This is a genomic window from Actinomadura sp. 3N407, assembly GCF_052245875.1.
GTDB lineage: Bacteria > Actinomycetota > Actinomycetes > Streptosporangiales > Streptosporangiaceae > Spirillospora.
This window is the reverse complement of record NZ_JBQQBP010000002.1, coordinates 242,657-259,210: the sequence shown is the minus strand read 5'-3', so window position 1 is coordinate 259,210 and position 16,554 is coordinate 242,657. Positions and strand designations below refer to the sequence as shown.

General features: G+C 69.9%; 20 protein-coding genes. 8 read left to right on the top strand and 12 right to left on the bottom strand.

What is annotated here, in order from left to right; translation table 11 throughout:
* Window positions 1-5 precede the first annotated feature (5 nt).
* The 5 genes from ACTWPP_RS05315 to ACTWPP_RS05295 form a co-directional block, all read right to left on the bottom strand.
* Window positions 6-635 carry a TetR/AcrR family transcriptional regulator gene (locus ACTWPP_RS05315; RefSeq protein WP_443102945.1) on the bottom strand — a complete coding sequence of 210 codons (630 nt, stop codon included), beginning with the start codon at window positions 633-635 and terminating at the stop codon, window positions 6-8.
* A 456-nt stretch (window positions 636-1,091) separates the two neighbouring features.
* Entirely contained in the window at window positions 1,092-1,922 is an 831-nt protein-coding gene (locus tag ACTWPP_RS05310; protein WP_443102944.1) for a response regulator transcription factor, read from the bottom strand.
* A gap of 144 nt (window positions 1,923-2,066) precedes the next feature.
* Window positions 2,067-3,701, bottom strand: coding sequence for an AMP-binding protein (locus ACTWPP_RS05305; RefSeq protein WP_443102943.1), 1,635 nt, complete (start codon window positions 3,699-3,701; stop codon window positions 2,067-2,069).
* Complete coding sequence (locus tag ACTWPP_RS05300; RefSeq protein WP_443102942.1) at window positions 3,698-5,425, bottom strand: AMP-binding protein; 1,728 nt, start codon at window positions 5,423-5,425, stop codon at window positions 3,698-3,700. Before ACTWPP_RS05300 ends, ACTWPP_RS05305 begins: the two co-directional genes overlap by 4 nt.
* 206 nt (window positions 5,426-5,631) lie before the next feature.
* A complete protein-coding gene (locus ACTWPP_RS05295) occupies window positions 5,632-6,246 on the bottom strand; it encodes a TetR/AcrR family transcriptional regulator (protein WP_443102941.1) in 615 nt (204 codons plus the stop codon).
* Window positions 6,247-6,342: 96 nt separating this feature from the next.
* Here ACTWPP_RS05295 and ACTWPP_RS05290 point away from each other — a divergent pair, with 96 nt between their 5' ends.
* On the top strand, window positions 6,343-7,671 hold the full coding sequence (locus ACTWPP_RS05290) for an MFS transporter (RefSeq protein ID WP_443102940.1): 1,329 nt from the start codon (window positions 6,343-6,345) through the stop codon (window positions 7,669-7,671).
* An 86-nt stretch (window positions 7,672-7,757) separates the two neighbouring features.
* The gene (locus ACTWPP_RS05285; protein ID WP_443102939.1) at window positions 7,758-8,333 is read left to right on the top strand and encodes an SMI1/KNR4 family protein; all 576 of its coding nucleotides are present in this window, start codon (window positions 7,758-7,760) and stop codon (window positions 8,331-8,333) included.
* 80 nt (window positions 8,334-8,413) lie between these two features.
* On the opposite strand, the gene ACTWPP_RS05280 is transcribed toward ACTWPP_RS05285, so the two are convergent.
* Window positions 8,414-9,235 (bottom strand): SDR family NAD(P)-dependent oxidoreductase, encoded by an 822-nt coding sequence (locus tag ACTWPP_RS05280; RefSeq protein ID WP_443102938.1) that lies wholly within the window; start codon window positions 9,233-9,235, stop codon window positions 8,414-8,416.
* A 110-nt stretch (window positions 9,236-9,345) separates the two neighbouring features.
* On the opposite strand from ACTWPP_RS05280, the gene ACTWPP_RS05275 reads away from it, so the two are divergent.
* A complete protein-coding gene (locus tag ACTWPP_RS05275; protein ID WP_443103409.1) occupies window positions 9,346-9,948 on the top strand; it encodes a TetR/AcrR family transcriptional regulator in 603 nt (200 codons plus the stop codon).
* 60 nt (window positions 9,949-10,008) lie between these two features.
* Here ACTWPP_RS05275 and ACTWPP_RS05270 read toward each other — a convergent pair whose 3' ends face one another.
* The 3 genes from ACTWPP_RS05270 to ACTWPP_RS05260 are packed head-to-tail and all read right to left on the bottom strand — an operon-like array spanning window position 10,009 to window position 10,717.
* Window positions 10,009-10,209 (bottom strand): hypothetical protein, encoded by a 201-nt coding sequence (locus ACTWPP_RS05270; RefSeq protein WP_443102937.1) that lies wholly within the window; start codon window positions 10,207-10,209, stop codon window positions 10,009-10,011.
* A complete protein-coding gene (locus ACTWPP_RS05265) occupies window positions 10,206-10,520 on the bottom strand; it encodes a hypothetical protein (protein ID WP_443102936.1) in 315 nt (104 codons plus the stop codon). Before ACTWPP_RS05265 ends, ACTWPP_RS05270 begins: the two co-directional genes overlap by 4 nt.
* Entirely contained in the window at window positions 10,517-10,717 is a 201-nt protein-coding gene (locus tag ACTWPP_RS05260) for a hypothetical protein (RefSeq protein ID WP_443102935.1), read from the bottom strand. The genes ACTWPP_RS05265 and ACTWPP_RS05260 overlap by 4 nt, the downstream gene beginning before the upstream one ends.
* Window positions 10,718-10,927: 210 nt before the next feature.
* Between ACTWPP_RS05260 and ACTWPP_RS05255 the strand changes: the two genes are divergently transcribed.
* From ACTWPP_RS05255 to ACTWPP_RS05235, 5 genes are all read left to right on the top strand, one after another.
* Window positions 10,928-11,725 carry a helix-turn-helix domain-containing protein gene (locus tag ACTWPP_RS05255; protein ID WP_443102934.1) on the top strand — a complete coding sequence of 266 codons (798 nt, stop codon included), beginning with the start codon at window positions 10,928-10,930 and terminating at the stop codon, window positions 11,723-11,725.
* Complete coding sequence (locus ACTWPP_RS05250; RefSeq protein WP_443102933.1) at window positions 11,722-11,925, top strand: DUF397 domain-containing protein; 204 nt, start codon at window positions 11,722-11,724, stop codon at window positions 11,923-11,925. The genes ACTWPP_RS05255 and ACTWPP_RS05250 overlap by 4 nt, the downstream gene beginning before the upstream one ends.
* Window positions 11,926-11,947: 22 nt before the next feature.
* Window positions 11,948-12,121 carry a DUF397 domain-containing protein gene (locus tag ACTWPP_RS05245; RefSeq protein ID WP_443102932.1) on the top strand — a complete coding sequence of 58 codons (174 nt, stop codon included), beginning with the start codon at window positions 11,948-11,950 and terminating at the stop codon, window positions 12,119-12,121.
* 104 nt (window positions 12,122-12,225) lie between these two features.
* On the top strand, window positions 12,226-12,663 hold the full coding sequence (locus tag ACTWPP_RS05240) for a hypothetical protein (protein ID WP_443102931.1): 438 nt from the start codon (window positions 12,226-12,228) through the stop codon (window positions 12,661-12,663).
* Between the two features lie 2 nt (window positions 12,664-12,665).
* Complete coding sequence (locus ACTWPP_RS05235; RefSeq protein ID WP_443102930.1) at window positions 12,666-12,983, top strand: winged helix-turn-helix domain-containing protein; 318 nt, start codon at window positions 12,666-12,668, stop codon at window positions 12,981-12,983.
* On the opposite strand, the gene ACTWPP_RS05230 is transcribed toward ACTWPP_RS05235, so the two are convergent.
* The 3 genes from ACTWPP_RS05230 to ACTWPP_RS05220 all read right to left on the bottom strand — a co-directional run bounded on the left by ACTWPP_RS05230 (window position 12,950) and on the right by ACTWPP_RS05220 (window position 16,528).
* Window positions 12,950-13,567: an acyl-CoA-like ligand-binding transcription factor gene (locus tag ACTWPP_RS05230; protein WP_443102929.1), complete on the bottom strand. Its 618-nt coding sequence runs from the start codon at window positions 13,565-13,567 to the stop codon at window positions 12,950-12,952. The genes ACTWPP_RS05235 and ACTWPP_RS05230 overlap by 34 nt on opposite strands.
* Before the next feature lie 14 nt (window positions 13,568-13,581).
* Window positions 13,582-15,681: an MMPL family transporter gene (locus ACTWPP_RS05225; protein ID WP_443102928.1), complete on the bottom strand. Its 2,100-nt coding sequence runs from the start codon at window positions 15,679-15,681 to the stop codon at window positions 13,582-13,584.
* 271 nt (window positions 15,682-15,952) lie between these two features.
* On the bottom strand, window positions 15,953-16,528 hold the full coding sequence (locus ACTWPP_RS05220) for a copper resistance CopC family protein (protein WP_443102927.1): 576 nt from the start codon (window positions 16,526-16,528) through the stop codon (window positions 15,953-15,955).
* Window positions 16,529-16,554: the final 26 nt, after the last annotated feature.

Below are 16,554 nucleotides of genomic sequence, written 5' to 3'. Positions count from 1 at the left end.
GCGGCCTACTGGTCGAGCAGCGACCTGAAGTGCGCCAGGATCGGTGCGCAGAGCTTGGGAAGCGCGGCGTGCTGGCCCATCGCGACCTTCCCGGTCACCAGCGACGCCACCCCGCCGACGAGCATCCGGCACGCGAACTGCGGGTCGGGCAGCGCACGGAACCGCTCGTCCTCCTCCAGCAGCCCGTCGATGATCTCGATGAAGCCGCGCTGCACCGTGTAGCGCAGCGCCGCCGCGGCCGGCCCCGCCGCGTAGATCTCCAGCAGGAACGTGCGGGCCGCGCCCCCGTCGGCGGCCAGTTCCCGCAGGTAGGCGCGCAAGGCGCGTTCCAGCCTCAGCATCAGCGGCTGGTCGCGGGCCGCGAGCGCTTCGTTGACGACGCCCATGATGCGCTCCGCCGAGGCCTCGTAGGCCGCGAGGAAGCACGCCTGCTTGTCGGTGAAATGCTCGTAGAACGTCTCGCGGGACACGTGCGCCCGCTTGAGCACGTCGGCGACGGATGTGCGGGCGTACCCCTTCTCCCCGACCGCCTGCGTCATGCTCTGGAGCAGACGGTCCCGCTGGGAGGCCGCGACCTGTTCGCGGGTGAGGTGATGGCGCCCGCGCGGCAGCGAGGTGAAGCCGTCGGAGTCCACCCCCACAAGCTACCAACGGGTTCGTGGCGCATGACGAAATCGATTAACCATGAACAACTCTGTTCGCCGAGGTGTTACGGTTTCCAGTGCACAACGGGGCCGGACGTCCCTGCCCGGGAACGAGGCGGGACGGCCGTGCGATCACGGCCCGGCGCAGCCGGCGAGTGGTGACCGTTCCGTCCAGGCAGTGCGCCACGGGGGCCGATCTGTCCTGGACGACGTCCACCATCCGCGACGCTGACCCCGTCGCCGGGCGGTGTTTATTGCAGTTCCCTTGGCGTCGTGTAGTCGGCCCCCGGCCTTGGGGGCCCGCCTTCGGCGCGAACTGCGGTGCGATCGCTGCATCGCTCCGGCTCGCCCTGCGGCTCGCTGCGCGATCAGGTTTCTTGCTTCGCTCGAAACCTGCCTTCGGTCGCGATCGCGACGGTTTGGGTCGTTGCGTGGCTGGGGCTGGTGTCAGGGGAGCAGGCCGGCGCGGCGGGCGGTGGTGACGGCCTCCAGGCGGGTGTGGCTGTCGAGCTTGCGCATCGCCGAACGCAGATAGCTCTTCACCGTCTCGGGCAGCAGGCCGAGACGGTCGGCGGCCTCCGCGTTGGTGCAGCCGATCGCGACGTACGACAGGACGTCCAGCTCACGCGGCGACAGCACGGGCCGCGGGGACCCGCCCGGCTCGTCCAGCCCGGCGGCGGCCAGGCGCAGCGACGCCGCGCGGAGCCGGTCGCGGGTCGGCAGGTCGCGAACCTCCTCCGCCAGGGCGCGCAGTTCGGCGTGCACGGCCCTGACCTCCTCCCACCGGGCCGTCGACGTGCTCGGCAGCGTGCGGGCGAGGGCCTCGTCCGCCCTGTCCTGGACGGCGAGGTCCTGTTCGAGGTCGCGGGCCGCCTGGACGGCGGAGCCCACCACGCGGTCGGCGAGCGACAGCGGTTCCCTCAGCGCCCCGTAGAGGACGCCGCGGACCCGCCGCCGGACGACGATCGGGACCGCGACGATCGACAGCAGACCCTCGCGGCCGACGGGCTTGTCGTAGTCGTGGCTGATCGACGCCGAGCACGGATAGTTGCTCACCCACAGGGGGCGTCCCATGGCCATCGCCTTGCCGCCGAGCCCGTTGCCGTGGTGGACGACCAGGCCGTTCAGCGAGTCGGTGGTGTTGCCGACGAGTTCGGTGATGCGCAGGCGGTCCTGCCCGCCGCCGGACACGGCACCACCGAAGACCATGGGGAGGCCGGTCGTGCGCTGCAACGTCAGCACGGCCGACCGGACGGCACCCGCGTCATCACGCGACATTCTGGGGGGACGGCCCTTCAGGCCCCCCGGCGTAGGCGCACCCATCCTCAGAGCATGCCCCGCCCGGGACCCGTGACGAAAGAGCCGCCCACCCCAAAACTCGGTCGTGTTCCGTGTGGGGGAGGACCTCGCGGTTCGCTTCGCTCAGGTCTGGTCGGTGTCGTCCAGGCCGAGGATGTCGACGGCCTCGGTGCGCATCTGCACCTTGCGGACCTTCCCGGTGACCGTCATCGGGAACTCGTCGACGACATGCACATAGCGCGGGATCTTGTAGTGGGCGAGCCTGCCCTCGCAGAACGAGCGCAGCTCCCCGGCGGTCAGGTCCGGCACGCCCTCGCGCAGCCGCACCCACGCCATCAGCTCCTCGCCGTACTTCTCGTCCGGGACGCCGATGACCTGCGCGTCCACGATGTCGGGATGGCTGTAGAGGAACTCCTCGATCTCGCGCGGGTAGATGTTCTCGCCGCCGCGGATGACCATGTCCTTGATCCGGCCGGTGATGCTGACGTAGCCGTCGTCGTCCATGACCGCGAGGTCGCCGGTGTGCATCCAGCGGGCCGCGTCGACGGCCTCGGCCGTCCTGTCCGGCTCCTCCCAGTAGCCGAGCATCACCGAGTAGCCGCGCGTGCAGAACTCGCCGGGCTCGCCGCGCGGGACGGTGACGCCGGTGGCCGGGTCGACGACCTTGATCTCCAGATGGGGGAGGACGGTCCCGACCGTCGACACGCGCCGGTCGAGGGAGTCGCCCGCGCGGGTCTGCGTCGACACCGGCGACGTCTCCGTCATGCCGTAGCAGATCGCGACCTCGCTCATCCCGAGCCGCTCGATGACCTGCTTCATCACCTCGACCGGGCACGGCGACCCGGCCATGATCCCGGTGCGGAGGGCGGACAGGTCCAGCCGGTCCAGCGACGGCTCGGCGAGGGCGGCGATGAACATCGTCGGCACCCCGTACAGCGACGTGCAGCGTTCGGCCGCGGCCGCCTCCAGCGTCGCCTTCGGGTCGAACGCCGGTGCGGGGATGACGACGCACGCGCCGTGGCTGGTCGACGCGAGGTTGCCCATCACCATCCCGAAGCAGTGGTAGAACGGCACGGGAACGCATATGCGGTCCTCTTCGTCGTAGCCGCACAGTTCGCCGACGAAGTAGCCGTTGTTCAGGATGTTGTGGTGCGACAGCGTCGCGCCCTTGGGGAAACCCGTCGTCCCGGACGTGTACTGGATGTTGATCGGGTCGTCGGTGCTGAGCGTCCGGCCGATCTCGGTGAGGACGGACGGATCACCGATCCGGCCCGACTCCAGGAGTGCGTCCCAGTCCGGAGTGCCGATGAGCACGACGTCGCGCAGCGCGGGGCACTTCGGCCCGACCTCCTCGATCATCGCCGCGTAGTCGGACGTCTTGAACGACGACGCCGACACCAGCGTCCGGATGCCCGCCTGGTTGAGGACGAACTCCAGTTCGTGGACCCGGTACGCGGGGTTGATGTTGACGAGGATCGCGCCGAGCTTGGCCGTGGCGTACTGCACGAGCATCCACTCGGCGCAGTTCGGCGCCCAGATCCCGACCCGGTCGCCCTTGACGACGCCGAGGTCGCGCAGGCCGAGCGCGGCGGCCTCGACATCGTCGGAGAACTGCTCGTACGTCCAGCGGCGGCCGGACGCCCTGTCGACGAGCGCCTCCCGTTCGGAGAACGCGGCGACCGTCTTGTCGAGGTTCGCGCCGATGGTGTCGCCGAGGAGCGGGGTGGCCGAGACCCCGGAGGCGTAGGAGAGCGTCATCGCAGGTCCTCCTCCCGGTACTCACCGGCCGGCCGGTCCACCACGCCGTTCCGGGGGGTGTGGGGGGTCGTCCCCCCACCGGGAATCGCGCCGGGGTGCTTGTCGATCTCGCTGGTCCGCAGCTCGACCCGGCGGATCTTGCCGGAGATCGTCTTCGGCAGCTCGGCGAACTCCAGCAGCCGGATCCGCTTGTACGGCGACAGCTGCGCCCGGCTGTGCTCGAAGATCGACTTCGCGGTCTCCGCGGTCGGCTCCCAGCCGTTCGCGAGCGTGATGTACGCCTTCGGGACGGCGGCCCTGACCGGGTCGGGCGAGGGCACCACGGCGGCCTCCGCCACCGCCTCGTGCTCGATCAGCACGCTCTCCAGCTCGAACGGCGAGATCTTGTAGTCGGACGCCTTGAACACGTCGTCGGCCCGCCCCACGTAGGTGATGTAGCCGTCCTCGTCCCGGGAGCCGATGTCGCCGGTGTGGTAGTAGCCGCCGGCCATCGCCTCCTCGGTGCGCGCGTCGTCGCCGTGGTAGCCCTTCATCAGCCCGAGCGGAGGATCCTCCAGCTCAAGGCAGATCTCTCCCTCGTCCCCGGGCTGCCCGGTCAGCGGATCGATCAGCGCCACCCGGTAGCCGGGCGCGGCGCGTCCCATCGAACCCGGCTTGACGGGCTGGCCCGGCGTGTTGGCGATCTGCACGGTCGTCTCGGTCTGCCCGAACCCGTCCCGGATCGTGCGGTCCCACGCGTCCCGGACCCGTTCGATCACCTCGGGGTTGAGCGGCTCGCCCGCCGCGACGACCTCTCGCGGCGGCGCCGCCAGCCGTCCCAGATCGGACTGGATCAGCATCCGCCACACCGTCGGCGGCGCGCAGAAGCTCGTGATGCCGCACCGCTCGATCGTGTCGAGCAGCCGGTCCGCGTCGAACCGCGTGTAGTTGAAGATGAACACGCACGCCTCGGCGTCCCACGGCGCGAAGACGTTGCTCCACGCGTGCTTCGCCCACCCCGGCGACGAGATGTTCAGGTGGACGTCGCCGGGCCGCAGCCCGATCCAGTACATCGTCGACAGGTGCCCCGCCGGGTACGTCGCGTGCGTGTGCTCGACCAGCTTCGGCTTCGCCGTCGTCCCGGACGTGAAGTACAGCAGCAGCGTGTCCTGCGACATGGTGAGGCCGTAGGGCGTGAACGACTCCGCCTCCTCGTAGGCGTCGGTGTAACGCACCCACCCGTCCACGGGGTCGCCCACCGCGATCTTCGTGTAGTCGCCCTCGACGCCGTCGAACTTGCCCGTGTCGGCAGAGCCGACCACCACGTGACGTGCCTTGCCGCGCGTCAGCCGGTCCCGGAGGTCCGCCGTGCCCAGCAGCGGCGTGCACGGGATCAGGATCGCGCCGATCTTCATCGCGGCCAGTACCGTCTCCCACAGCTCGACCTGGTTGCCGAGCATCAGGATGATCCGGTCGCCGCGCCGCACCCCCGCGCGCCGCAGCATGTTCGCCGCCTGGTTCGACCGCCGCGACATCTGCGAGAACGAGTACCTGGCCTCCGAGCCGTCCTCCTCCACGATCCACAGCGCGGGCGAGTCGTTGCTCTCGGCGATCTTGTCGAACCAGTCCAGCGCCCAGTTGAAGCCGGTCAGCACCGGCCAGCGGAACTTCTCGTACGCGGTCGCGTAGTCATCGCGATGCGCGAGCAGGAAGTCGCGCGCCGCACGGAACTCGACTGCGGGCATGGTCTCTCCTCGAAGCCGCACGGACACCCGGTACGAAGGATCGTCGTCATGCCGGGTGACCCACGCCACCCCCGAACGGGGGTACCGCCGAACTTTTACCGTCGAGCGGAGCTCGTCGCTTGGTTGGTGGTGGGTGGGGGCTGGAGGACGGTCGTCGAGCGGAGCTCGTCGCTTGGTTGGCGGTGGGTGGGGGCTGGAGGACGGTCCTACCCGCCCGCGACGAACGTCGACCGCAGCAGCCGGGCCATGTGCTCGCCGATCTGCTCGGGGGTCCAGCCGCGCTCGTCCAGCAGCGTCGTGCTCACCCCGTTCGAGATGAGCGCGAGCAGCATGTCGGTGGCGGTGCCGACCGTCCAGCCCGGGGCGAGCGCGCCCTCCTCGTCGAGCCGCGTGATCAGGGCACGGTTGGTCTCGTACCGCCAGTACATCGCGGTCTCCCAGTGCCGCGCCGCGTCCGGGTCGCTGCCCGCCTCCCGCTCCACGGCCCGCGACACCGCGATGATCCGCGGCATGACCTCGGCGTGCCGCCGCGCGAACACCTCCAGTGCGGCCACCGCGTCCGGCGCGTCGCCGACGGGCGCGAACCGCCCCTCAAGGTCCTCGACCTCGTTCACGTAGTCGAACAGCTCGCTGATCAGGTCGGCCCGCGACGCGAAGTGCAGGTAGACGGCCCGCCGCGACACTCCCGCGCGTTCGGCGACGGCCGCCATGGTCGTCGCCCCCATCCCGTGCTCCTCGACGAGCTCGCGCGCCGCTCGCAGCAACGCCGCCCGGGAACGCCGGCTGCGCGCGTTCCGCGGCTCCTCGATCGACCTGGCCATGCCCCCATGCTCCCAGCCCGGCCCTTGCTAGAACTTCACGCACTGTGTAATTTCAAGAACTACACATAACGTGAAGTTCTATGGATGGATTTCTTGATGCGCAATCACTGGTGGCCGGTCGCCGGCAGCGGCCTCGTCGTCTTCATGGCCACCCTCGACACCAGCATCGTCGCCGTCGCGCTCCCCGCCCTTGAGCGGGACTTCGGCGTCCGGACGTCCGCCACCGAATGGGTCGTCCTCGGATACCTGCTGCCCCTGATCGCCCTCACCCTGCCCGCCGGCCGCTGGCTCGACCGGACGGGCCCGCGCTCGGCGCTCCTCCTGGCCGTGGCGGGCTTCACTCTGAGCAGCCTCGCCGCCGGCCTCGCCCCGGCGTTCGCCCACCTGGTCGTGGCCCGCGTCGCCCAGGGCGTGTTCGCCGCGGTGCTGTTCGCGGTGATCCCGTCCATCACCATCCGGGCCGTCGGCCCCGATCAGGCCGGACGGGCAAGCGCCCTGGTCATGACCCTGGGCCCGCTGGGCGCGGTCAGCGGCCCGCCCCTCGGCGGCCTGATCACCCAGGCATGGGGCTGGCCGTGGATCTTCTACATCAACATTCCGGTCGGCGTCGTGGTGACCGCCATCGCCCTGACCACCCTCACCCCCGACTCCCTGCGCCTGCCCGACCGGACGTTCTTCGCCGAAACAGCCCTCCTGGGCACCGCCGCCGTGGCCCTGCTCCTCGCCCTGTCCGTCTCAGCGAGCCACGGCCTCCCCTACCTGACCGTCGCCCTCGCGGGCGTCCCACCGCTGCTCATCTGGTGGCGGACGAGAACCAGCGAACCCCTCCGCGCACTTCTGCGCATCCCCATGGCCTCGGCACCGGTGAAGGCGATCATGCTGAACGCCCTGGTGATCTCCCTGGTCGAGTTCCTGGCGCCCTTCTACCTACAGCGAACCTTGCACCTCTCACCGATCGCCACGGCCACGGCGATCCTGGCGTTCCCGGTGGCGATGGTCGCCGCAGGCCCGGTTGGCGGCTTCCTCGGCGACCGCTGGGGGACGTCCCGCACCGCCGCCCTGGGCGCGGCGGTCACAACGCTCGGCGTTCTTCTCCTCGTCCCGGTCGCCGCCGGCTGGGACCCGTCCAACCTGAGCTGGCGCCTGGCCGTCATCGGCGCGGGCACCGGCCTCTTCGCGGGCCCCAGCTTCGCGATGCTCATGTCGAACGCCCCGCCCGACCTCCAGGGCACGGCGGGAGCCGCCCAGAGCCTGGCCCGCCAGCTCGGCTTCTCGCTGGGCCCGGCCCTGGCCACCACCACCTGGGCCTTGTCCGACTACACCCTCACCGGTATGCGCACAGCCTTCGCCCTGGCCACCCTCACCGCCCTGACAGCCCTCCTGTGCCTGCGAACAGCGCGGAGGTTCCATGAACCCACCACCTGACGCCCAGTACTGAGTTGTAAGTCGTCGACCGCCTCTGGTTGGGGAATCGAGGACAGTGTCATAGGTGATCGCCATAATCTCGGGACATGGCCGATTCCGCATTGCGCATCCTTCTGAGCCTGGTCCCACCACCCGAGTCCCCCTACATCGGTGAACGCGACTGGGACGCGGTCTTCGCGGACATGGGCACCCGGCTGCCGAACGAGTACGTGGATCTGATCAACCACTACGGCGCCGGGGTGTGGGCGGGCTGGCTGAAGTTCTTCCCGCCGGGACGATCGGGAAGGTTCGGAATGCCGGAGAAGTCCGCGGTGGCCCGTGACGGGTACCGCACGCTGCGCGCCGACTGGCCGGAGGAGTTCCCCCTTCCGGTGTGGCCGGAGCCGGGCGGCTTCCTGCCGGTCGCCGACACCGCGCACGGCGACTGCCTGGGCTGGCTGACCGAGGGCCACGACCCGGAGTCCTGGCCGCTGATCTTCTGGCCCCGGAGCAACGACCAGGGCCCGCCACTGACCTGCGACCTCGCCGAGATGGTCTACGCACTGCTCATCGGCGACCACCAGAAGTTCGGCTTCCCCAACGGCGAAGACGAGGACGACCCGGAGTCCAAGCTTCCCGACTTCGAGGCGTTCACCGCCGCCGGATTCGACCGACACAGGTAGCCGCCGGCGTGGACGCCGCCCTCACGGCCGGACCTGAACCGGCGGCCGACCCCGCGCCGGGGTGAGTCCGCCCGTGCGGGTCAGCCCGGCGCCTTGCGGCTGAGGTGTTCCCAGTTCCGGTACTCCGCCGTGCGGGCCTCGTCCATCTGCTGAACCATGTCGTAGGAGGCGCTGCCGACGATGAGGCGCAGCGGCGGCTCCGCCAGGTCGGCCAACTCCGTGATCACCGGAGCCGCGGTGCTCGGGTCGGGACCGGCGTCCTCGCCCCACATCTCGGCCAGCCGGGCGCGTAGCGGCTCGTACTCCGGGCGCGGTTCGGTCATCGTGGTGCCGCGCGTGAACAGGTCCGTGCCGTATCCGCCGGGCTGCACGATCGTCACCTTGATCCCGAACGGCGCCACCTCCATCGCCAGCGCCTGGCTCAGCGAGTCGAGCGCGCTCTTGCTCGCCGCGTAGAACCCGGCGGACGCGACCCCGCCACCGGTCCCCATCGAGGTGACCTGCAAGATGTGGCCGGAACCCTGTGCGCGCAGGTGCGGCACCACGGCCTGCGCCACCCAGACCGCGCCGAAGAAGTTGACGTCGAACTGTGCGCGGATCTGCTCCTCGTCCGCCTCCTCGACCATGCCGAGCAGCATCGCCCCCGCGTTGTTGACCACGACGTCGAGCCGCCCGAACGCCGCCGCGGCCTGGTCCACCGTCGTCCGGGCGGCCGCCCGATCGGTGACGTCGAGCGTCAGCCGTACGAGCCGGGCCGGGTGGGCGGCGGCCAGGCCAGCGAGCGGGCCGAGATCACGCGCGGCGGCCACGACGCGGTCTCCCGCGGCGAGCGCCGCCTCGGCGAACGCCCTGCCCAGGCCCCTCGACGCGCCGGTGATGAACCAAACTCTCGCAGTCGTCAATGCGTTCTCCATTCTTATGTGAGACGAGACGGTTCGTCTCGTTTCGTTGGAGTATGCGGGACGTCCCCATCGAAGTCAAGACGGAACGTCTCGTCTCGCCAGGTGCTACGATTCCGGACGTGTCCCACCCTGGTAAGCCGAACCCCGCCCGGCGCAGCGAGCGGTCACGGCGGGCGGTCCTCGGCGCCGCACGCGATCTGGTCTCCGAACTCGGATACGCGAAGGTGTCGATCGAGGCCATCGCGGCCCGTGCGGGAGTCGGCAAGCAGACGATCTACCGCTGGTGGCCGTCCAAAGGCGCGGTGATCTTCGACTCGTTCCTGGAGCTCAGCGAAACCGGCGAGGGGGTGCGGCTGCCCGACACCGGTGACCTCGAGGCCGACCTCAAGACCGTCATGCGGGCGACCGTCGCCGAATTCGCCGACCCGGCGTTCGAGGCGCCCGTCAGAGCGCTCAACCTGGAGATCATCGGCGATCCCGCACTCGCGGCCCTGTACCGCGAGAAGCTGGCCGGCCCCGTGGACGACGCCAAGAAGGAACGGCTGCGCAGCGCCCAGCAGGCGGGCCAGCTGGCCGCGGACGCCGACCTCGACCTAGTGCTGGAGGTGCTGTACGCGCCGCTCTACCAGCGCTGGCTTCACCGGTCGGGACCTCTCACACCTCAGTACGCGGACGCGCTGGTCGAGATCACCCTCCGCGCGTTCGCCCCCTGAACCGACCGAGGCGGTCGCGCTGATCTCGCCGAAGGCGGCGCCAGTGGGGATGGCCTGGCGTCAGCGCCGGGACAACTCCAGAAGGCGCCGTCGGAGAACTGGGCCGTCCGACGCTCTGATGAACACGTCGTTGCCCCGGACCGCGATCCAGATCGGACGTCCCGGGTCGGCGATGATGCCGAACCCCGGAAACTCACGCCTCAACGCGGCGAGGTAGGACGCCGCGTCCAGCCGCCACGTCCCGTCGTCGGCGGCGTTCAAGCGGGGGCTCCCAGGTAGCCCTTGATCATCACCAGGGCGTCGGTGATGCGCTCGCACTCCGCGATGGGCTGCCGCCAAGACGTGTAGTACCAGTAGCGGCCCCCGTCCCCGTCGTGCGGCCGGCACATGATGGTGTCGCCGGCCACGCCTCCGCCCCCGCAGAGGCCTCGCGCGGTGGAGGTCACGTTGCGGACGACCAGCCCTCCGGCCACGTGATGGACGGTGAAACCGTGCGCCTTGAGGTGCATCCCGAGAACCTTGAGCCGGACGTACGACTCCACCGCCGGGGATTCGTGCTCGGGGACGCTCACGGCCGCCTCCTCGCGGCGTCGGCGAGCGCGACCCGCTCGGACAGCCGGGTCTGCGCGTCGCACAGCAACCACAATTCGCCCTCGTCCCCGACCTGGACTTCGGCCAGGCAGCCGTTCGACATCTGGTAGTCGCTCAGTTCGGTGAGCCGGTGCGCGACGAACCCGTCGTCCAACGGTTCGCCATACCAATCGGACATGAGGGGCATTCTCCTCACTCTCTCGGAATTGGTTGATACCGGCTTCTTTGCCATGTCGAAGACCTCGTTGTCCGTCGCGGCGCCGAAAAGGCTTGCAATCAGACTCACAGGCCGGGTAAAAGACAGCTAGTGACCGTTCCACACTGTCGGTCAAGCCGAGCCAAGATCACCTCAACCAGTGCCCACTGGTTAATCCCCCCGGAGGCTCCCATGAGCGAGAATCGAGCGCGCATCTTCTTCGGCACCGAACTCCGCCGCAAGCGCGAGGAAGCCGGTCTCACCGGCAAGGAACTGGCGGACGCGCTTGGCTGCACCCCACAGTGGATCAGCACCATGGAAAGCGGCCGCAAGGTCTCCAAGCAGAGCGCCGAAGACCTCGACACCTACTTCAAGACGGGAGACTACTTCCGCCGCCACTGGAAACTCATCAACGAGATCGAGGTCCAGTTCGTGCTCCCGCCCGGCTTCCCGGAGTACCTGGAGTACGAGAAGAAGGCGACGTCGTACCGAATCTCTTGCGCGCTGCTCATCAACGGCCTATTCCAGACCGAGGACTACACGCGCTCCATCCTCCTCGCCAACGGCGGGACCAACGTTTCGGAACTGACGGCGAAGCGGATGGAACGTCAGACGGCCCTCGCCCGTGAGGTATCACCGCACACGTGGATGGTATTGGACGAGACCGTGCTCCAGCGCACGGTGGGAGGGCCCGACGTCATGCGAGAGCAGCTTAGTGTCCTGCTCGAGGCTTCTGAACGAGTCAACACGATGCTTCAGGTCATACCGAAAAGCGCGGGCTACCATGCCGGACTCGGTGGCGACTTCACCATCTTGAGTTTCGATGAAAGGCCAGATCTCGCCTACACCGAGTCGGCGGGCGAAGGTTTCTTGATCGAGAAACCTGTCAGGGTCAGAGATAAAGTCGTACGCTGGGATCTGCTCCGAGGTTACGCGCTCCCCCTTGAAGAGTCGCGGGCCGTGATTAGGACAACGATGGAGAGGCTATGAAGGACATGCCTAGCGTCCACTGGCGGAAGAGCAGCCACAGCGACCACAGTGGCGGCAACTGCATCGAGGTGGCGCACCTTGCTCCGGTGATCGGTGTGCGCGACTCCAAGGATCCGGACGGGCCGAGACTGGCCCTCTCTCTGGCCGCCTGGGGCGCATTCGCTGCCGACATCAAGTCCGGCGTGCACGACAGGGCGTGACCATGCGAACGTCCACTGGCGCATGAGCAGCTACAGCGGTCACAGCGGCGGCGAATGCGTTGAGGTTGCGGACCTCGCTCTCATGGTCGGAGTGCGTGACACCAAGGATCCGGAGGGGCCGAAGCTGGCGTTCTCCCCGGCCGTCTGGGACGCGTTCACCGTCGGCATCAAGGCCGGTGCGCACGACCTGACCTGACGTCCCCCCCGCGAGCCCCTGGCCGGACGATGGCCGGGGGCTCAACTTTCCTCTGAGGAAAGTACATGTTACTTTCCTTGGAGGAAAGTAGCTCGGGAGGTGTCATGAACCCTGATGAGGCTCGCGCTTCGCTCGACGAGATCCGTCGTCTTCAGGACAGAACTCGGGACGAGTACATCCGCCAGGGCACCTCGCGCCCGGAGGTGCTGCTCGTCGCGCTCGGGCTGTTCATCGTGTTCGCGTCGTTCGATCTGCCGGATCCCTGGGACCTCATCGCCATGCTGCTGGCGGACGGCCTGATCTTCGGGGTGCTCGCCGTCGGGTACGCCCGCGCGTCCGTCCGTCGAAAGCCCACCGGCGCCGAGGTGATGTTCATCCTCGCGATGTCCGCCTACGTGATCGTGGGCTTCGGGGCGTTCCTCATCACCGCCCGGATGATCGGCCTGCCGGCGCCCTACACGATCGCAGGTGCCGCGACGGCCCTCGGATGCATCGCGTCGACCCGCCCGTTCCGCCGGGCTTACGAGAAAGTCGTCCGGTAGCGATGGACGCGGGCTTCGACGAGTTCCTGCATGTTCCGGCGCGGCTGTCGATCGTCGCCCTGCTGGCCCCGGCGGACTGGGCGGAGTTCGGCTTCATCCGCGACAACGTCGGGACCAGCGACTCTGCCCTGTCCAAGCAGATCACGGCGCTCGCGAACGCCGGGTACGTCACCGTACGGAAGGGGCGGGACGGGGCCGTGCGGCGCACCCACGTCCAGCTCACCCCGCAGGGGCGCGAAGCGTTCCGGCGCCACGCCGCGGCCTTGGAGCGGATCGTCGCCGCCGCTCAGGTCGTCCCCCGGCCACCGCCGACCGCCTGACGGCCCTCAGCCGGGGGCTCGAGGGTGGCGAGGGCTTCGTCCAGAGCTTGGGGGAGGTCCAGGGACGGGTCGTCGGACCAGCGGAGCATGATGTCGAGCATGACGCCGAAGGCGGCGCCGGTGAGGGTGCGGACGGCGACGTCGTCCGGGCCGCGGCCCGTCCGTTCGGCGAGGATGGCGGTCACGGCGCGCATGGTGTCGAGGTAGTTGCCGAAGGCGGCGCCGCGCAGCGCGGGGACGGACAGGATGAGGACGGTCCGCTCGCGGGCCGTGGCGATGTCCTCGGAGAAGGCGCCGAGTACGTCGCGGATGGCGGCGCGGAGGGCCTGGATCAGGGTCAGCTCCGGTGGCTGGGTGCGCAGCGCCTCGTAGAACACCGGGTCGGCCTCGTCGCTGATGACCAGGTCTTCCTTGGTCGGGAAGTAGCGGAAGACGGTGGTGTGCGCGACCTCCGCGGCCTGGGCGACCTGCTCGACGGTCGTCGCGTCGTAGCCGCGCTCGGTGAACAGCCGCAGCGCCTCCCTCTGGATCGCGGCGCGGGTCCTGGCCTTCTTCAGCTCCCGCAGGCCCGGTTTCGGCGCCATCACCCAGCCTTTCGTCACTCCGTCCTGGACGTGGAGCCTACTGTCGCGTGGAGGCGTTCGCCTTCCACGTCCACGTGGGGGAGGGCGCCGTCGAGGCGGGCGGGCAGCCACCAGCCGGCGCGTCCGAGCAGTGCCATCACGGCGGGGACGATCGTCATGCGGACGAGGAACGCGTCGAAGAACACGGCGGCGGCCAGCGCGAAGCCGAACGACTGCACCATCGGCGTATCGGACAGCATGAACCCCGCGAACACGCTGATCATGATGATCGCGGCGGCGGTGACGACACGGGCGCCGTGGGTCAGGCCGGTGACGGCGGCGTCGGTGGGGGACGCGCCGCGGACGTGCTCCTCGCGCATCCGGGTGACGAGGAAGACCTGGTAGTCCATGGCCAGCCCGAACACCATGCCGATCAGCATGATCGGCAGCAGGTGGACGATGACGCCGGATGAGTGGAGGCCGGGAACGCCGTTCAACCAGCCCCACTGGAACACGGCGACGACAGCGCCGAACGTGGCGGCGACGCTGAGCAGGTAGCCGAGCGTCGCGGTCAACGGAACCAGGACCGACCGGAACACCAGCGTCAGCAGCAGGAACGCCAGGCCGACGACCATTGTCAGGTATGGGGCGAGCGCGCCGGCGAGCTTCTCGGAGGTGTCGATGTCGATCGCGGTCTGCCCGGTGACCGCGACCGCGACCCCGTCGCGGGCGGCGAACCGGTCCCGGATGGTGGTGATGAGGTCCTCGGTGGCTTCGCTGGTCGGGCCGCTGGCGGGCACGACGCCGATGAGGGCGGTGTCACCGGCCGGGTCGAGCATGGGGGGTTCGACCGCCGCGACGCCGTCCAGGGACCTGACGTCCTGGGCCACGCGGTTTGCGGCGGCCTTGGTGTCGCGGGGGGCCTGCACGACCAGGCTCAGCGGGCCGTTGATTCCGGGGCCGAACCCCTCGGCGAGCAGGTCGTACGCCTGGCGCTGGGTGGTCTCGGGCAGGGCGGTGCCGTCGTCGGGCAGGCCGAGCCGCAGGTCGAGCGCGGGTGTCGCGGCGACGAGCAGGCCGCCGACGGCCAGAGCGAGCACGGGAACGGGACGGGACGTGACGAGCTGCCCCCAGCGGTGTCCGGCCGAGGTGGCGGGACGGCGGCGCGACAGCGCGCGGCGGCCCGCGAATCCGAGGAGCGCGGGCAGCAGCGTCAGGGCGACGAGCACCGCGACGCCCACGGTGAACGCGGCGGCCAGGCCGAGCCGGGTCAGGACGGGGATGTTCACGACCGCGAGCCCGGCCAGCGCGATGATGACCGTCAGCCCCGCGAACACGACGGCGGACCCGGCGGTGCCCGCCGCGTGCCCGGCCGCGTCGGCGGGTTCGCGTCCGTCCAGCACCTCCTCCCGGTAGCGGGAGATGATCAGTAGCGCGTAGTCGATCGCGACGGCGAGGCCGAGCATGAGGGCGAGCGCCATGGTGTCGGAGCTCAGCTCGATGAACGCGGTCGTCGCGCTGATCAGCGACAGGGCGATGACGATTCCGGTGGCGGCGGTGAGGAGCGGCAGCCCGGCGGCGATGAGCGACCCCAGCGTGACGAGCAGGACGATGGCGGCGGCGGCGACGCCGAGCAGTTCGCCCGCGCCCTCCTCGGGGGGCGCCACGGCGTCGCCGCTCATTTCCACCCGCACGCCGGGGATGGCGGCGGCCTCGCGCAACGCGTCCCGGTCCGCGTCGGTCAACTCCTGCTCGGGGACGCGGTAGTCGGCCTCGGCCAGCGCGATCCGGCCATCCGCGGAGATGAGCGGGTCGGCTACGCCGTCGACCTGCGGCAGGTTCTTGATCCGGGCCGCGGCCTGCTTCAGGGCGGGCTCGTCGAGGGACGTTCCGGCGGGAGCGGCGAAGACGACCCGGGCCGTGGCCCCACCGGACGCGGCCTGCGGGAACCGCTCCTTGAGCAGGTCGTTCGCCCGCTGGGATTCGGTGCCCGGCACCGAGAACGTGTCGGGGGCCGGTTCGGACAGCATGGCCGCCCCCGACGCGGTGAGCACGAGCAGCCCGGCCCACATCAGGGCGACGAGCCGGCGCCGCCGGAAGCAGAACCGGCCCAGCCGGGACAGGTACATGGCCATGACAGACACTCCCTATTGGTAGTCACAAGGAAGTGTTAGTCAAATAGCGTTTTATGTCAACCGCTTCTCCAGACGCCGACGTGCCGCCCTCCGCATCGGAAGGGCGGCACGCGAGGGCGTCCGGTCAGGGCTTGGACGGAATGTAAGGCGGGGCCACGCCCCAGTCCCAGTGCGGCATCGGAGCCTCCAGCCAGAGCGCGACCCACTTCGGGTGGTCGGCGTCCATGTGCTCGAACAGCGGCCTGTCATCACCCGGCCGGTAGCGGAATGATCAGTCCTGGGACGGCGAGCGGCGGAACCAGGTGACCGCGCCGGCCGCCGCCGCGATGACCAGCCCGATCAGGCCGATCCACAGCCAGCCCGACGAGTCGCCCGAGTCCTCGGCGGACGTGGCGTTCGCCGGAGAGGACTCGGGGGACGCGGCCGGGGGCTGGGCGGCGGCACCGGGAGATTCACCGGACGCGTCGCCCAGCGCTCCGGTGGGCGAGCCCTTCACGGTGAACGTGTAGCTGTCCTGGACCGGATGGCCGTCCGCGGACACGACACGCCAGGCCACCGTGTACTCGCCGTTGGGCAGCGTGCCGCCGAGCGGCTGCGTGACCTCGTTGTCGACCGCGCGGGGCTCCCCGGACTGGACCTGCTTCTCGGACGCGTCCGTCACGATCACCCGCGGCAGCCGTACCGGTTCCGAGTACGTCAGGACGATCCGGGACGGCGCCTTGACCGTCGAGTCCTCCTCCGGGTCGGCCGCCGTCAAAGCGGTGTGCGCTGACGCCGGGGCCGCGGACACCGCCAGAACCAACCCCACGGCGGCGGCGCCCGCCGCGGCCCGCCTCGCGGCGTTCATGACAGGGCGCCTGAAGGTGTGCATCT

What these genes read in the sequence shown, in the direction of transcription:
- ACTWPP_RS05310 (WP_443102944.1), bottom strand. Translation starts at nt 1,922, where the DNA reads ATGTCGCGTGATGACGCGGGTGCCGTCCGGTCGGCCGTGCTGACGTTG.
- ACTWPP_RS05305 (WP_443102943.1), bottom strand. Translation starts at nt 3,701, where the DNA reads ATGACGCTCTCCTACGCCTCCGGGGTCTCGGCCACCCCGCTCCTCGGC.
- ACTWPP_RS05300 (WP_443102942.1), bottom strand. Translation starts at nt 5,425, where the DNA reads ATGCCCGCAGTCGAGTTCCGTGCGGCGCGCGACTTCCTGCTCGCGCAT.
- ACTWPP_RS05295 (WP_443102941.1), bottom strand. Translation starts at nt 6,246, where the DNA reads ATGGCCAGGTCGATCGAGGAGCCGCGGAACGCGCGCAGCCGGCGTTCC.
- ACTWPP_RS05290 (WP_443102940.1), top strand. Translation starts at nt 6,343, where the DNA reads ATGCGCAATCACTGGTGGCCGGTCGCCGGCAGCGGCCTCGTCGTCTTC.
- ACTWPP_RS05285 (WP_443102939.1), top strand. Translation starts at nt 7,758, where the DNA reads ATGGCCGATTCCGCATTGCGCATCCTTCTGAGCCTGGTCCCACCACCC.
- ACTWPP_RS05260 (WP_443102935.1), bottom strand. Translation starts at nt 10,717, where the DNA reads ATGTCCGATTGGTATGGCGAACCGTTGGACGACGGGTTCGTCGCGCAC.
- ACTWPP_RS05255 (WP_443102934.1), top strand. Translation starts at nt 10,928, where the DNA reads ATGAGCGAGAATCGAGCGCGCATCTTCTTCGGCACCGAACTCCGCCGC.
- ACTWPP_RS05250 (WP_443102933.1), top strand. Translation starts at nt 11,722, where the DNA reads ATGAAGGACATGCCTAGCGTCCACTGGCGGAAGAGCAGCCACAGCGAC.
- ACTWPP_RS05245 (WP_443102932.1), top strand. Translation starts at nt 11,948, where the DNA reads ATGAGCAGCTACAGCGGTCACAGCGGCGGCGAATGCGTTGAGGTTGCG.
- ACTWPP_RS05240 (WP_443102931.1), top strand. Translation starts at nt 12,226, where the DNA reads ATGAACCCTGATGAGGCTCGCGCTTCGCTCGACGAGATCCGTCGTCTT.
- ACTWPP_RS05235 (WP_443102930.1), top strand. Translation starts at nt 12,666, where the DNA reads ATGGACGCGGGCTTCGACGAGTTCCTGCATGTTCCGGCGCGGCTGTCG.
- ACTWPP_RS05230 (WP_443102929.1), bottom strand. Translation starts at nt 13,567, where the DNA reads ATGGCGCCGAAACCGGGCCTGCGGGAGCTGAAGAAGGCCAGGACCCGC.
- ACTWPP_RS05225 (WP_443102928.1), bottom strand. Translation starts at nt 15,681, where the DNA reads ATGGCCATGTACCTGTCCCGGCTGGGCCGGTTCTGCTTCCGGCGGCGC.
- ACTWPP_RS05220 (WP_443102927.1), bottom strand. Translation starts at nt 16,528, where the DNA reads ATGAACGCCGCGAGGCGGGCCGCGGCGGGCGCCGCCGCCGTGGGGTTG.